Origin of the sequence: Pseudomonas sp. St290, from assembly GCF_018325805.1 — a bacterium.
Taxonomy (GTDB): domain Bacteria; phylum Pseudomonadota; class Gammaproteobacteria; order Pseudomonadales; family Pseudomonadaceae; genus Aquipseudomonas; species Aquipseudomonas bijieensis.
In genome coordinates, this window is record NZ_AP014703.1 from 1,941,612 (window position 1) to 1,954,823 (window position 13,212).

The 13,212-nt window shown below is 61.4% G+C and carries 14 protein-coding genes; 8 read left to right on the forward strand and 6 right to left on the reverse strand.

Going from position 1 to position 13,212, the window contains the following annotated elements; genetic code table 11:
- Positions 1-160 precede the first annotated feature (160 nt).
- Positions 161-970 carry a TatD family hydrolase gene (locus PBDP_RS08520; protein WP_212802092.1) on the reverse strand — a complete coding sequence of 270 codons (810 nt, stop codon included), beginning with the start codon at positions 968-970 and terminating at the stop codon, positions 161-163.
- A gap of 236 nt (positions 971-1,206) precedes the next feature.
- Between PBDP_RS08520 and PBDP_RS08525 the strand changes: the two genes are divergently transcribed.
- From PBDP_RS08525 to PBDP_RS08535, 3 genes are all read left to right on the forward strand, one after another.
- Positions 1,207-2,628 carry an MltF family protein gene (locus PBDP_RS08525; protein WP_116831778.1) on the forward strand — a complete coding sequence of 474 codons (1,422 nt, stop codon included), beginning with the start codon at positions 1,207-1,209 and terminating at the stop codon, positions 2,626-2,628.
- 100 nt (positions 2,629-2,728) lie between these two features.
- Entirely contained in the window at positions 2,729-3,163 is a 435-nt protein-coding gene (locus PBDP_RS08530) for a DoxX family protein (protein ID WP_109751434.1), read from the forward strand.
- 248 nt (positions 3,164-3,411) lie between these two features.
- Positions 3,412-3,720 (forward strand): class I SAM-dependent methyltransferase, encoded by a 309-nt coding sequence (locus PBDP_RS08535; protein WP_212802093.1) that lies wholly within the window; start codon positions 3,412-3,414, stop codon positions 3,718-3,720.
- Positions 3,721-3,737: 17 nt separating this feature from the next.
- On the opposite strand, the gene greB is transcribed toward PBDP_RS08535, so the two are convergent.
- From greB to PBDP_RS08550, 3 genes are read right to left on the reverse strand one after another with little or no spacing between them, the layout of a single operon-like run.
- Positions 3,738-4,235, reverse strand: coding sequence for a transcription elongation factor GreB (gene greB, locus PBDP_RS08540; RefSeq protein WP_109751435.1), 498 nt, complete (start codon positions 4,233-4,235; stop codon positions 3,738-3,740).
- A gap of 34 nt (positions 4,236-4,269) precedes the next feature.
- Positions 4,270-6,774, reverse strand: a complete 2,505-nt coding sequence (locus PBDP_RS08545; RefSeq protein WP_212802094.1) for an ABC transporter permease — start codon at positions 6,772-6,774, stop codon at positions 4,270-4,272.
- Positions 6,774-7,457, reverse strand: a complete 684-nt coding sequence (locus tag PBDP_RS08550; protein WP_109751437.1) for an ABC transporter ATP-binding protein — start codon at positions 7,455-7,457, stop codon at positions 6,774-6,776. Before PBDP_RS08550 ends, PBDP_RS08545 begins: the two co-directional genes overlap by 1 nt.
- Before the next feature lie 10 nt (positions 7,458-7,467).
- On the opposite strand from PBDP_RS08550, the gene PBDP_RS08555 reads away from it, so the two are divergent.
- The 3 genes from PBDP_RS08555 to PBDP_RS08565 all read left to right on the forward strand — a co-directional run bounded on the left by PBDP_RS08555 (position 7,468) and on the right by PBDP_RS08565 (position 9,532).
- The gene (locus tag PBDP_RS08555; protein ID WP_109751438.1) at positions 7,468-8,073 is read left to right on the forward strand and encodes an arylesterase; all 606 of its coding nucleotides are present in this window, start codon (positions 7,468-7,470) and stop codon (positions 8,071-8,073) included.
- 56 nt (positions 8,074-8,129) lie between these two features.
- Positions 8,130-8,423, forward strand: coding sequence for a hypothetical protein (locus PBDP_RS08560; RefSeq protein WP_003199347.1), 294 nt, complete (start codon positions 8,130-8,132; stop codon positions 8,421-8,423).
- Between the two features lie 137 nt (positions 8,424-8,560).
- Positions 8,561-9,532, forward strand: a complete 972-nt coding sequence (locus PBDP_RS08565) for a L,D-transpeptidase family protein (protein WP_109751439.1) — start codon at positions 8,561-8,563, stop codon at positions 9,530-9,532.
- A gap of 125 nt (positions 9,533-9,657) precedes the next feature.
- Here the strand turns inward: PBDP_RS08565 and oprI are convergent, their stop codons facing one another.
- Positions 9,658-9,909 (reverse strand): outer membrane lipoprotei OprI, encoded by a 252-nt coding sequence (gene oprI / locus PBDP_RS08570; protein WP_011335311.1) that lies wholly within the window; start codon positions 9,907-9,909, stop codon positions 9,658-9,660.
- Positions 9,910-10,545: 636 nt separating this feature from the next.
- Here oprI and PBDP_RS08575 point away from each other — a divergent pair.
- Complete coding sequence (locus PBDP_RS08575) at positions 10,546-10,827, forward strand: GNAT family N-acetyltransferase (RefSeq protein WP_053120470.1); 282 nt, start codon at positions 10,546-10,548, stop codon at positions 10,825-10,827.
- 84 nt (positions 10,828-10,911) lie between these two features.
- Here the strand turns inward: PBDP_RS08575 and PBDP_RS08580 are convergent, their stop codons facing one another.
- Entirely contained in the window at positions 10,912-11,988 is a 1,077-nt protein-coding gene (locus PBDP_RS08580) for a 3-deoxy-7-phosphoheptulonate synthase (protein WP_212802095.1), read from the reverse strand.
- Positions 11,989-12,254: 266 nt separating this feature from the next.
- On the opposite strand from PBDP_RS08580, the gene PBDP_RS08585 reads away from it, so the two are divergent.
- A complete protein-coding gene (locus tag PBDP_RS08585) occupies positions 12,255-13,208 on the forward strand; it encodes a putative 2-dehydropantoate 2-reductase (protein ID WP_109751440.1) in 954 nt (317 codons plus the stop codon).
- The last annotated feature ends 4 nt before the right edge of the window (positions 13,209-13,212 follow it).

Consider the following 13,212-nt stretch of genomic DNA (forward strand, 5'->3'; position numbering starts at 1 on the left):
ACAGCATTGGCAAGGTGCCATTATTCTGCCGCTACTCAGGTGACGGGATTTTGATATGGGTCAACAGACGATATAGGTGTCGGGGATTTTAATAGGGACCAACAGATAACCAACCCCCCTGTGGGAGCGAGCAAGCCCGCTCCCACAGGGGGGTGTGGGTTCATTCGGAAAGGATGGGCAATCCGAAAAACGCCCGGGCGCACGCGGTGCTGTGGGCTGCCAGGTCTTCCTGGGTTTCGCTCCGGTGCAAGGCCACTTCGCGCAGGACCTCCCTCAGGTAGGCCGGCTCGTTGCGACCACTCTTGGGTTTTGGCCGCAGCGTGCGGGGCAGCAGGTACGGCGCGTCGCTTTCGAGCATCAGCCGGCCACGGGGTATCTCGCGCACCAACGGATGCAGGTGCGTACCCCGGCGTTCATCGCAGATCCAGCCGGTGATGCCGATGTGCAGGTCCAGGTCGAGATAACTGAACAGCGCCTTTTTTTCACCGGTAAAGCAGTGCACCACCGCTGCCGGCAACTGATCGCGAAAATCCCGGAGGATGTCCAGCAAGCGTTGGTCGGCGTCACGTTCGTGCAGAAAAACCGGTAATTGCAACTGGACGGCCAACGCGAGGTGTTCTTCCAGGACCTTTTCCTGTTGCGGTCGGGGAGAGAAGTCCCGGTTGAAATCCAGCCCGCATTCACCCACCGCGCGCACGCGGCTGTGCATCAGCAGATCCTTGAGGTGCCGGGCGCTGTCGGCGGTCCACTCACTGGCGCTGTGGGGGTGAATGCCGGCGGTGGAAAACAGTCGCTCGCCAGTGTCGTCGAGGTGATCGCACAGTTCCAGGGCCTGCTCGCTGCCCTCGATGCTGGTACCGGTCAAGACCAGTTGGCAGACCCCGGATTCATAGGCGCGCTCAAGCACCGCCTGGTGTTTGTCGGCGAAACTGGGGTTGGTCAGGTTGACGCCGATATCGATGAGTTGCATGGTGCTACCTCGGCCCAAAGGCCGGAAAGCATATCAGAGCTGTAGATTTATAAGAAAAGCCAAGAACTACAAAGAGTTGAGGCTGTCTGTTAAGGCCGCGAGACACGTCGGGTTGGTATAAAAGCCATCACTGTGCCAGTCTTTCGCACTTTTTCAGCGCCCCAGGCGCTCTGTTTCTGTCGACTCAGCCTCGTTTTTTCACGGAGGCGGTCCGCAGTATTCCTTCCGGAGAGTGGATGACACGTCCCCTGGTGTTGCTACTGTTGTGTTGTTCGCTGTTGTTGCCAATGCCGGCCGAAGCGCGGCTGCCCGGCCCGGTGCAAGCGGTGGCTCCGGGCGCGGTGCGCGACCTGGCGCAGATCCGCAGCAGTCGGGAGTTGAAGGTCCTGGTCAACCAGAGTCGCAACAGCTCCGGTGAAGTCCAGGGGCAACCCATTGGCGTCGAATATCATCGGCTGCGTGCCTTCGAACAATACCTCAACGGCCACGCCCGGGATGGCCAGGAAATCACCCTCAAGATCATTCCCAAGGCCAAGGACCAACTGCTCGGCGCCTTGCAACGCGGGGAGGGCGACCTCGTGGCGCCTGGGGAGCTGCTCGAACCCCAGGCCGGTCATGCGGTCAGCGCCAGCGATCCGATCCGTACCGACGTGCCTTTGCTGCTCGTGGGTATCAAGGGCGAGAAACGCTACACGCGGGTGGAGCAACTCTCCGGCAAGACCCTGGCGCTGCCCAACGGCAGTGCGGCAGGGGATGCGGTGAGCCAGATCAACCAGAAGCTGGCGCTGCTCAAGCTGCCGCCAGTGAAGATCGAATGGGTCGATCCCACCCTGGCTGTAGAGGATGTCCTGGAAATGGTCCAGGGCGGGATTTTCCATTTGACCATCGTCGAGCAACCCATCGCCGAGCGTTGGGGCAAGATCCTGCCCAAGCTGCGCCTGGACCGTCAGGTACTGATCGGCGAGCCGGCTGACGAGTATTGGTTCGTGCGCCGTGACGCCGCCATGCTACGGGCGAGCATCGATCGATTCCTGGCGACCTACAAGGTACCTTCCAACCAGGATGCGGCATTCCTGCGGATCTACCGTCGTTTGTACCAGGTCCACTATCCGTTGGCCCGGGCCGATCGCCAGCGCTTGGAAAAACTGCGCCCGGTGCTGCAAAAACATGCCGAGACCCAAGGCATGGACTGGCTCAACCTGGCGGCCCTGGCCTTCAAGGAATCAGCCCTGCAACCCAATGCCCGCAGCGGCAGCGGCCCCACCGGCCTGATGCAGATCACCCCGGCGGCGGCCCAGCGAGTCGGGGTCGATAACATCCAGAACCTGGATGCCAATGTGCTGGCAGGCGCCAAGTACCTGGCCCTCATCCGCCGCAAGTTTTTTGCCAGCCCCAAGCTCAACGAGCGCGAGCGCATGGCCTTCGTCCTGGCTGCCTACAACATGGGGCCCGAGCGCGTCCAAGGCATGCGAGCCGAGGCCCGGCGGCGGGGGCTGAATCCCAACCAGTGGTTCTTCCAGGTCGAGCGCATTGCCATGGAGCAGGTGGGAATGGGCGCCGTCAGCTACGTTAATAGTGTCAATAAGTACTATTTGGCATTCGATCGTGAACGAGAGTCGCTGGAGCCTGGAGATCAAAAAGTCGCCCTGCGAAAGTGATCTATTAATTCGATTGGTATCTCGCATTTTTTGCGCTTTTAGTACAAGTTTTTTTGATTAATATGGCGACCAACAACCACACATCTAGGGATGAACCCGCATGAGCTCATTGATCAACAAAGTCTTGTTTACCCGCGCCGGCTACGGCCTGACGGTCTTGCGCATCGTTGTCGGCATCGTTTTCGCCGCCCACGGCTCGCAGAAACTCTTCGGCCTGTTCGGTGGCTACGGCTTGGCGGGCACGGCGCAGTGGATGGAAAGCATCGGCCTGACCCCGGGCTACGTGATGGCGACACTGGCCGGCGGTACCGAGTTTTTCGCCGGGCTGGCGCTGATCATCGGTTTGCTCGCGCGTCCCGCGGCATTGGGCCTGGCTTTCCTGTCGCTGGTAGCGATTTTCTCCGTGCACATCGGTAACGGCTTGTTCATGGCCAACAACGGTTATGAGTTTGCCCTGACGTTGCTGGCGGGCAGTATTGCCGTGCTGATCGAGGGCGCGGGCAAGCTGTCGGTCGATCGTGCCATCGCGGATTGATTGCACGATTTGAATTCGAGGCCCGTCTTGTACGGGCCTTTTTTGTGGGCGGTGATTCTTGACACTGGCCGGTCAGCTTCTCTAGGATGCCGCTCATGCGCCGATTTAAACAGCTACTTGCGGGGCGCCAGGTGACTCATCCAGTTGCCGATAGAAGCCGGAGACAAGGCTTCGAAATACCGCTAAAGCGCTGGTTCGGTGTTGCCTCTCACCTGCCATGCAGACTTTTGAGGCAGAGACACGACACGATGAACGCACCCAGCCCCCTTGTACGTCTTGCGCCGATCACGGCGAACCTTGTGCAGCGCAACCCGAAAATTCTCCTGGGCGGTACTCACCAGCCAACGCTCTTGCGCTATCTCGACGGTTGGCCGCGCCGTAACCATGGGCCCGCCGCTTTCCTGATCCAGTTTGTCGAAGACGGCGAGTCACTGACGCGGTTCGCCAATGACAGTTTCGACCTGGCCGTCATCCAGTCCCCCAGCGTAGTGGACGCTCCTGAAATGATCCGACAACTGACTCGTATCGCGCGACAGGGCTTGATCACTCGCCGCTGAGATATCCGGTCTGAAGGCTATGGATAAGCGATGTTCACGATGTAGACCCTCTTCTCTCCCGTAGGCGTCTGGACGCTGACCTCGGCGTCCAGGGCCTTGCCAATCAGTGCCCGTGCCAACGGTGAGTCGATGCTGATCAGGTTCTGTTTCAGGTCCAGCTCGTCCGGGCCGACGATGCGATAGCGTGATTCCTTGCCATCCTCATCTTCCACCGTCACCCAGGCGCCGAAGTACACCTTGTTCGGATCGCTGGGTTTTTCACTGACCACTTTGAGCGCCTCGAGGCGCTTGGTGAGGAAGCGCACGCGACTGTCGATTTCCCGCAGCATTTTCTTGCCGTAGGTGTATTCGGCATTTTCCGAACGATCACCCTGGGCCGCCGCCTCGCTGACCGCCTGGGTCACCTGGGGGCGGCGCACATGCCACAGCTCATGGAATTCGGCGCGCATCCGCGCTTCACCTTCGGGGGTGATCAGCGCGGTGCCGGCGGTGCGGGGTGGGCGATAACGGCTCATGGCAACTTCTTGTAGGAGCGAAGTCGGGAGTCTATCAACCCTCGCGCAATACTGTCAGCGGGCTGGCGTTGAGCGCTCGACGGGTGCCAAACACCCCGGCCGCGCCGATCAACAAGGCTCCCAGCAGTGGCAATACCAACAGCCATGGATGTGGATGCCAGGGCAGGTCGAAGGCGTACCGATAAAGCACCAGGCTCACCAGCTCCGAACCCAGGGCCGCGAGCAGGCCACTGACCGCGCCCAGCAGGCCGAACTCGATGCGCCGAGCCTTGACCAGCAAGGGGCGTTCGGCACCCAGTGCACGCAACAGCGCGCCTTGGCGAATCCGTTCGTCGAGGGTCGCCTGCAGGCCGGAAAACAGCACTGCCATTCCCGCCGCCAGCACAAACAGCAACACATACTCCACCGCCAGGGTCACCTGGGCCAGGATGCTGCGCAGCTGTTCGAGCAGGGCCTCGACTTGCAGGATCGTCACCGCCGGAAAGGCTCGGGACAGGTCGACGATCTGTTGGTCATGGCCTGGCGCCAGGTAGAAACTGGTGAGATAAGTGGCCGGCAGATCCTTCAAGGTGCCGGGCTGGAAGATCATGAAGAAATTGGGCTGGAAGTTGTCCCAGTTGATTTCCCGCAGGCTGGTGACCTTCGCTTCACGATTGACGCCGCCCACGCTGAAGACCAGGCGGTCGCCCAACTTGATCTTGAGGTTCTCGGCCACTTTGCCTTCCACCGAAACCCCTGGGACATCGTCTGGAGGTTGCTGCGGCCACCAGGTCCCTGCGGTGACGACGTTGCCCTGCGGCAGGTCCGCGGCCCAGGTCAGGCTCAGGTCGCGTTGCAGCGCCCGGTCACCCGCAGAGTCCTTGGTGACGAACTCCGTGGCCGGCTCGCCATTGATGCTGATCAGGCGCCCGGGCACCACGGGGTAGAGCGGGGCCGATTGCGCGGACAATTCCAGCAGCTTGTCGGTGAAGGCCTGCTTGTCGTTGGGCAGGATGTTCAGGGCGAAATAGTTCGGCGCGTTTTTGGGCAGCTGGTTTTGCCAGGTGTCCAGCAACTCGCCGCGCAGCAGCGCGATCAACGCCATGGACAGCAGGATCAGGCCGAACGCCAGGGCCTGGCCGGCCGCCGCCAAGGGATGGCGCAGCAATTGGCCCAGACCCAACCGCCAGGGCAGGGAGGCGCGGGCCAGCAGGCGCCGCAGGCTCTGAAGCAGCAGCAACAACAAGCCGCCGAGTACCAGTGCGGCAACGACACCACCGCCCAGCAAGGCGAAGGTGAGGACCAGGTCCAGGCTCAGGCGCCACATGATCAGGCCCAGGGCACCCAAGGCGGCACCGTAGATCACCCAGGAGCTGGAGGGGATCGGCAGCATGTCCCGGCGCAGCACGCGCAACGGCGGTACCCGGCCCAGCGCCGCCAGTGGCGGCAGGGCGAACCCCGCCAGCGCCACCAACCCAGTACCGATCCCGGCGATTGCCGGCAACAGCCCGCCCGGTGGCACCGCGGTGGGCAGCAGGTCATGCAGCAGGGCGAACAGGCCCAGTTGGGCAATCCAGCCGAGCAGGGCGCCACTGAGGCTGGCGAGCAGGCCCAGCACGGTCAATTGCAGGCTGAACAGCACCATGGTTTCCCGGCGTGACAGGCCCAGGCAACGCAGCAGCGCGCTGGCATCGAAACGTCGGGTGGCAAAACGGTTGGCCGAGAGCGCGACGGCGACACCGGACAGCAGCACCGCCACCAGGCTGGCCATGTTCAGGTAGCGTTCGGCCTTGCCCAGGGCGCCACCGATCTGCCGGTTGCCGTCGCGGGCATCCTGCAGGCGCTGATTGGCTTCAAGGCCAGGCTTGAGCAGGTCGCGGTAGGTTTGCAGCGCCGGTGCCGGGCCGCGCCACAGGTCGCGATAGCTGACACGGCTGCCCGGTTGGACCACGCCAGTGGCCTCCAGGTCCTTGAGGTTGATCAGCACCCGCGGGGTGAGGCTGTAGAAATTGCCGGCGCGATCCGGTTCATAAGTCAGCACCCGGGTCAGGCGCAGGGTCTGGTTGCCGACGTCGATGCTGTCGCCGATCTTCAGGTCCAGTGCCGTCAGCAGCCGTGCTTCGACCCAGGCCTCGCCAGGGTTCGGCCGTCCGCCGGTTTCTTCCGGGGCGAACGGCGCCGGCGCGCTCTTGAGCTCACCGCGCAATGGGTAGCTGTCATCGGCCGCCTTGACGCTGGACAGCTGGATGCCATTGTCGGTGGCCACGACACTGGAAAACTCCACCACCCGAGCGTGGTCCAGCCCCAGCTCGGTGCCGCTGCGGATCTGCTCCGGACGGGCGGGGGAGCTGCCTTCGAGCAGCAGGTCGGCACCGAGGAACTCGGTGGCGCGCATCATCATCGCGCCGTTGAGGCGGGCACCGAAGTAACCGATGGCGGTACTGGCCGCCACCGCCACCAGCAGGGCGAAGAACAACACCCGCAATTCCCCGGCGCGGGCATCGCGAAGCAATTGACGGATAGCGAGACTGAACAGGCGCAACAGCGGCAAGCGTGCCATCAAGGCTCCAGGGGGGCGACCATCTGGCCGGCTTCAAGTCGGATCAGGCGCCGGCAGCGGTGGGCCAGGCGTTCATCATGGGTCACCAGTACCAGGGTCGTGCCGCGTTCCTTGTTCAGTTCGAACAGCAGGTCGCTGATACGCTCGCCGGTGTGGCTGTCGAGGTTGCCGGTGGGTTCGTCGGCAAACAGCACGTCGGGTTCGGCGGCAAAGGCGCGGGCAATCGCCACGCGTTGCTGTTCGCCGCCGGAGAGCTGGCGCGGCGAGTGGGTCAGGCGCTGCCCCAGGCCAACGCGCTGCAACAGTTGCGTGGCGCGCTCGCGGGCATCCTTGCGGCCGTCCAGTTCCAGCGGCAGCATGACGTTTTCCAAGGCATTGAGGCTGTCGAGCAGTTGGAACGACTGGAAGACGAAACCGACATGTTCGGCGCGGATCCGTGCACGCTGGTCTTCATCCAGTGCGCTGAGGGCCTGACCGGCGAGGGTCACTTCGCCGCCGCTGGGCAGGTCAAGGCCGGCCAGCAGGCCCAGGAGGGTGGATTTGCCGGAACCGGACGCGCCGACGATGGCCAGGCTGTCGCCTTTGTTCAGTTCCAGGCTGAGTTCGTGCAGGATGGTCAGTTCACCTTCCGCGCTGGAGACCACTTTGCTAAGGTCCGTCGCGGTGAGAATGCTTGAGCCCATGGAGAATCCGATGCGTGTGTGGTTTTTGAGTGCCGGCCTGGCCCTGATGTGCATGGCCCAGAGCGCAGCGGCGGGTACAGTCCTGATCGTTGGCGATAGTATCAGCGCGGCTTTCGGCCTGGATACCCGGCAAGGGTGGGTGTCGTTGCTCGAACAACGGCTCAAGGCCGAGGGTTTTGACGATAAAGTGGTCAATGCTTCCATCAGTGGCGACACCAGCGCGGGAGGCCAGGCGCGGCTGCCGGCGCTGCTTGCAGCCCATAAGCCGGACGTGGTGATCCTGGAACTGGGCGGCAACGATGGCTTGCGCGGACAGCCGCCAACACAATTGCAACAAAACCTTGCAGCGATGATCGACAGTGCCCGCGCGAGTGGTGCCAAGGTGCTTTTGCTGGGCATGCAGCTGCCCCCTAACTATGGGCGGCGCTACACCGATGCCTTTGCCCGGGTCTACAGCACCCTGGCCGAGGAGAAAAAAGTGCCGTTGGTGCCGTTTTTCCTCAAGGACGTCGGTGGCATTCCAACAATGATGCAGGGCGACGGATTGCACCCGTCCGTCGCGGCCCAGGGCAAGTTGCTGGAAAATGTCTGGCCGACGCTCAAACCGCTGCTTTGACGCTTTTCTACAGGCGGGCTTTCGGCTAATGTGGCGCCCCCGATTTGGAGCCCCCGATGCCGCGTCCCGCCTGGTCCCTGTTTGCCTACCAACTGATCGAGCCTGACGAGCAGCTGGATCTGTTCGCCTGCCAGGAAGTACGGGTGCACCTGGTGACCCGGCAGCTGGAGCTCGGTGGTTCGGCCGACCGGACCCTCTGTGGCAGCCTGCTGCCGGCCCAACCGCGCTGGTCGAGCGTCGATCGCAAGATTTTCCAGGACCATCGCCTGTGCTCGCTGTGCCGGGCGATCCTGGAGTCCCAGAAGCGCGGCACCTCGCCGATCTGGCCGGAGCTGCGGTTCGAGTTGTAATCGCTCCCACAGGTCTCATTTCAGTTCCAGACATGCTGCGCATCGGACGCCTCTGTACCGCTCTCCCCGAAATAACAGGTGGCAGTGTACAATCGCCGCTTTCATACCTCCTGTTCGATCTGCGAAGGATTTCCCGGATGTTGCCGCGCTTGCCTGCCGTCGCCCGCTGCCTGTCTCTTGCCGCCCTGTGTATGGCGGGCCCCGTTGCCGCCCTGGAGCTGCCACTGCCACCGCCGGGTGAAGACATCATTGGCCAGGTACAGGTCATCAAGGCCAAGTACGAAGATACCTTCGCCGACCTGGGCACTACCTATGACCTGGGCTACAGTGAGATGGTCGCCGCCAACCCGGGGGTCGATCCCTGGTTGCCGGGTGCTGGCACCGAGATCGTGCTGCCGACTCGTTTCATCCTGCCGCCGGGCCCGCGCGAGGGCATCGTGATCAACCTGGCCGAGTACCGTCTCTACTATTTCCCCAAGGGGCGGAACGTGGTCTACACCTTCCCGCTGGGGATTGGACGTGAGGGCTGGGGATCGCCGATCGCTCACACCAGCATCATCGCCAAGACGCCGAACCCGACCTGGACTCCGCCTGCATCGATCAAGGCCGAACACGCCGCCGACGGCGACCCCTTGCCCAATGTAGTGCCGGCTGGTCCCGATAACCCGCTGGGCCCCTTCAAATTCACCCTGGGCACCCCGGGCTACCTGATCCATGGTTCGAACAAGAAGTTCGGCATTGGCATGCGTACCAGTCACGGCTGCTTCCGGATGTTCAACAACAACGTACTGGAAATGGCCAGCATGGTGCCGGTGGGCACGTCGGTACGGATCATCAACGACCCCTACAAGCTGGGTTTGAGCGGCGGCAAGGTGTACCTGGAAGCTCACACACCGTTGGACGACAAAGGCAACCCATCGGTGGTGGACAAGCACACCGCAGTGATCAATGCGATGCTCAAGCGCGAAGACATCACCAGCAACCTGCGCATGAACTGGGACGTGGTACGGGACGTGGTGGCGGCTGAAGATGGTCTGCCGGTGGAAATCGCTGTTCCGAATACTTCGGCACCGATGGTCACGAGTGCGCCGATCGACTTGCAGCAGTAAAAAGCTCCAAAACAACCCGCCGACGTTTCGCGATGTCGGCGGGTTTTTTATTGCCTGGGAAAACACCGGGCAATAAAAAGCCGACCCAAAAAATGGGTCGGCTCGGTAACAATCCCGAAGGACTATTACTTGCGGCTAGCTTTTTCCAGCATGCGCAGAGCACGCTCGTTAGCTTCGTCAGCAGTCTGTTGTGCTTTTTGAGCAGCAGCCAGAGCTTCATCAGCTTTACGGTAGGCTTCGTCTGCACGAGCCTGGGCGCGAGCTGCTGCGTCTTCGGTAGCAGTCAGACGTGCTTCGGTTTCTTTCGATGCGCTGCTGCAACCGGTAGCCAGAACTGCGGCCAGGGCCAGAGCAGAGAATTTCAGAACGTTGTTCATCGGTTTCCCCTTCAAGGACTTTCTATTAGTGACTGTCTCCCCAGACTGAGGAGTTAGCCGGCGTACATACTACCCATTACTTGTAGTAAGTAAACTGACGTAGCGCAAGAAGCAAAAAAATTGTAGGCGGTGATTCTTTTTCGAGCAACTTTTCTTAGGGCTGTTTAAAAAATATACAGCTCCAAGCCCTTGGCTGGAGCGCGTCGACGAAAAAAAGTTCCGCAGTGGGGGAGAACTCTTACGGCCCTCGCTAACGTCGTTGTTTATTGATTCACCTACACTTTTGTACATTTTTTGTGCAAATGCCCCAGGCATCTTTATTGGTATTGGCGGTGACTTTAACTACGCGCGCTCGTCTCAAGACTCAACAACTGGCGATGTTCAGCTATTGCACCGTGACCGACTACAGCGCGACGATGGCGCTCAATCGATAAACCCGACGAGGTTTACCCCTTCGATGACAGGCGTGCCTTGAGCATTTGCGTCATTGGTGCCTACTATTCACGACGTGCTCGGGTTTGAGCGGTTCGGTTTTGGCGCTCGGTGACCAGGAAGGCACGGGGTGGCGTAGATGTTCCTTCGCCGGAAAAACATCGGTAAGGTAGGGGTCAGCATTCAGACCCGCGAGGAGTAGTGATGAGCGAGGCGGTTACCATCCACCATGACCAGGCTGGTCATCAGTTCGAGACCAATGTGGACGGTCATCGTGCCTATCTGACCTACATGGACCTGGGCAAGCAGACCCTGGATATCTATCGCACCTTCGTGCCCAATGCCTTGCGCGGCCGTGGCATCGCGGCGGCGTTGACCGAAAGAGCGCTGCAGTACGCCGAAGAAATGGGCTACACGGTGATCCCGTCCTGCTCCTACGTGGAGCGCTACATGGAGCGTCACCAGCGGCACGCGGCGAAGCTCTGAGAAAACGGATTCCCAATAAAAACGCCGGACTGAGAAGCCCGGCGTTTTTTTATGCGTTGCTTTTTATGCGTTGAAGCAGGTCGATCAGCTGCGTTGACGCTTTGGCAGCACGTCCTTGAGTTTGGCGTGCATGCTGCGCAGGGTGTTTTCGGTCGCGCTCCAGTCGATGCAGGCATCGGTGATGGAGACGCCGTACTGCAAGTCTCCGAGGTCTTTCGGAATCGCCTGGCAGCCCCAGTTCAAGTGGCTTTCGACCATCAGGCCGATAATCGACTGGTTGCCTTCCAGGATCTGGTTGGCCACGTTCTCCATCACCAGCGGTTGCAGCGCCGGGTCCTTGTTGGAGTTGGCGTGGCTGCAGTCGACCATGATATTCGGCTTGATCTTGGCTTTGTTCAGCGCCTGTTCACACAGCGCGACGCTGACCGAGTCGTAGTTCGGCTTGCCGTTGCCACCGCGCAGCACCACGTGACCGTAGGCGTTGCCCTTGGTGGTGACGATCGACACGCCACCTTCCTGGTTGATGCCCAGGAAACGGTGCGGGCTGGAAACCGACTGCAAGGCGTTGATCGCTACGGTGAGGCCGCCGTCGGTACCATTCTTGAAGCCTACCGCCGAGGACAGGCCGGAGGCCATTTCGCGGTGAGTCTGGGATTCGGTGGTGCGTGCGCCGATGGCCGACCAACTGATCAGGTCCTGCAAGTATTGCGGCGAAATCGGATCCAGGGCTTCGGTGGCCGTGGGCAGGCCCATTTCCGCCAAGTCCAGCAGCAGTTGGCGACCGATGTGCAGGCCGTCCTGGATCTTGAAGGAGTCGTCCAGGTACGGGTCGTTGATCAGGCCTTTCCAGCCGACGGTGGTCCGCGGCTTTTCGAAATACACCCGCATCACCAGGTACAAGGTGTCGGAGACTTCCGCCGCCAGCACCTTCAGGCGCTCGGCATATTCGTGGGCGGCCTTGATGTCATGGATCGAGCAGGGCCCGATGACCACGAACAGGCGATGGTCGGTGCCGTCGAGAATGTTGCGAATGACTTCCCGGCCCTTGGTCACGGTGCGCAGGGCAGCGTCGCTCAGGGGGATATCGCGCTTGAGCTGGTCAGGCGTGATGAGGGTCTCGTTGGAGGCGACGTTAAGGTCATTGATCGGTAAATCAGCCATCGTGTTACTCGTCAGGTCACGGGTGCCGGCCGCCAGCGATCCCCGCGCGGCGGTGCACAGCGAATGTTAAGCGCGTCGGGGAGCCGAACCTTATCGCGTTCCGAGGTGGCTCGACAATGGGCTGGGGGCGGTTTAATGCCCTACAGGCTGGGGAAAAGCCTTGAAGAGGGGGCAGCAACAGAATCGTGAGCAGATGTAATGGAGATTGCATGCCATGCCGCTCCCGCTGATAGTGTGCAGGGCCGTTTACCAGAGGAGTTGCAAAGATGCAGTCAGGCGTTAAGCCGCGGATCGGGATGATCGGCACCGGGGCGATCGGCGGATTCTATGGGGTGATGCTGGCGCGTGCCGGTTATGACGTGCACTTTTTACTGCGCAGCGAGTTCGGTGCCGTGGCCGAAAACGGTTTGCAGATCGACAGCGCGGTGCATGGCGCGCTGAGCCTCAACCCAGCCCAGGCCTATCGCTCGGCCGTCGAAATGCCGCCCTGCGACTGGCTGCTGGTAGGCGCCAAGACCACCAGCAATGCCGAACTGGCCCCGGCCATTACCCAGGCTGCCGCTGATGGTGCAAAAGTCCTGTTGCTGCAGAACGGCCTGGATGTCGAAGACGACCTCCGACCCTTGCTGCCCGATTCGTTGCACCTGTTGGGCGGCCTGTGCCTGATCTGCGTGCACCGTGTCGGCCCTGGCGTCATCGCCCACCAGGCGCTCGGCGCGGTCAACGTCGGTTACCACAGTGGTCCCTGCGCCGATCAGGCGCAACGCATGGTGATCGTCGAAGAGGCGGCGACGTTGTTTCGCAACGCCGGTATCGACGCCCAGGCCATGCCGTGCCTGCAGTTGGCCCGCTGGCAAAAGCTGGTGTGGAATGTACCGTATAACGGTCTTTCGGTTCTGTTGGGCGCCAGTACTACACCGTTGATGGCCAACGATCATAGCCGCGAATTGATCCAGGCACTGATGGGAGAGGTGGTCCGCGGTGCGCAAGCCTGCGGGCATCACATCACGCCGGGCTATGCCGAGTATCTGTTCACGATGACCGAGAAGATGCCCGACTACTGGCCGAGCATGTACCACGATTATTCTCACAAGCGTGCGCTGGAGCTGGACGCGATCTACGGCCGGCCACTGGCGGCGGCGAAAGCGGCCGGGTATGGACTGCCGAAAATCGAAGCCTTGTACCAGGCGTTGGCGTTCGTGGACCGGTATAACCGTTGAACGG

What these genes read in the sequence shown, in the direction of transcription:
- PBDP_RS08520 (WP_212802092.1), bottom strand. Translation starts at nt 970, where the DNA reads ATGCAACTCATCGATATCGGCGTCAACCTGACCAACCCCAGTTTCGCC.
- PBDP_RS08525 (WP_116831778.1), top strand. Translation starts at nt 1,207, where the DNA reads ATGACACGTCCCCTGGTGTTGCTACTGTTGTGTTGTTCGCTGTTGTTG.
- PBDP_RS08530 (WP_109751434.1), top strand. Translation starts at nt 2,729, where the DNA reads ATGAGCTCATTGATCAACAAAGTCTTGTTTACCCGCGCCGGCTACGGC.
- PBDP_RS08535 (WP_212802093.1), top strand. Translation starts at nt 3,412, where the DNA reads ATGAACGCACCCAGCCCCCTTGTACGTCTTGCGCCGATCACGGCGAAC.
- greB (WP_109751435.1), bottom strand. Translation starts at nt 4,235, where the DNA reads ATGAGCCGTTATCGCCCACCCCGCACCGCCGGCACCGCGCTGATCACC.
- PBDP_RS08545 (WP_212802094.1), bottom strand. Translation starts at nt 6,774, where the DNA reads ATGGCACGCTTGCCGCTGTTGCGCCTGTTCAGTCTCGCTATCCGTCAA.
- PBDP_RS08550 (WP_109751437.1), bottom strand. Translation starts at nt 7,457, where the DNA reads ATGGGCTCAAGCATTCTCACCGCGACGGACCTTAGCAAAGTGGTCTCC.
- PBDP_RS08555 (WP_109751438.1), top strand. Translation starts at nt 7,468, where the DNA reads ATGCGTGTGTGGTTTTTGAGTGCCGGCCTGGCCCTGATGTGCATGGCC.
- PBDP_RS08560 (WP_003199347.1), top strand. Translation starts at nt 8,130, where the DNA reads ATGCCGCGTCCCGCCTGGTCCCTGTTTGCCTACCAACTGATCGAGCCT.
- PBDP_RS08565 (WP_109751439.1), top strand. Translation starts at nt 8,561, where the DNA reads ATGTTGCCGCGCTTGCCTGCCGTCGCCCGCTGCCTGTCTCTTGCCGCC.
- oprI (WP_011335311.1), bottom strand. Translation starts at nt 9,909, where the DNA reads ATGAACAACGTTCTGAAATTCTCTGCTCTGGCCCTGGCCGCAGTTCTG.
- PBDP_RS08575 (WP_053120470.1), top strand. Translation starts at nt 10,546, where the DNA reads ATGAGCGAGGCGGTTACCATCCACCATGACCAGGCTGGTCATCAGTTC.
- PBDP_RS08580 (WP_212802095.1), bottom strand. Translation starts at nt 11,988, where the DNA reads ATGGCTGATTTACCGATCAATGACCTTAACGTCGCCTCCAACGAGACC.
- PBDP_RS08585 (WP_109751440.1), top strand. Translation starts at nt 12,255, where the DNA reads ATGCAGTCAGGCGTTAAGCCGCGGATCGGGATGATCGGCACCGGGGCG.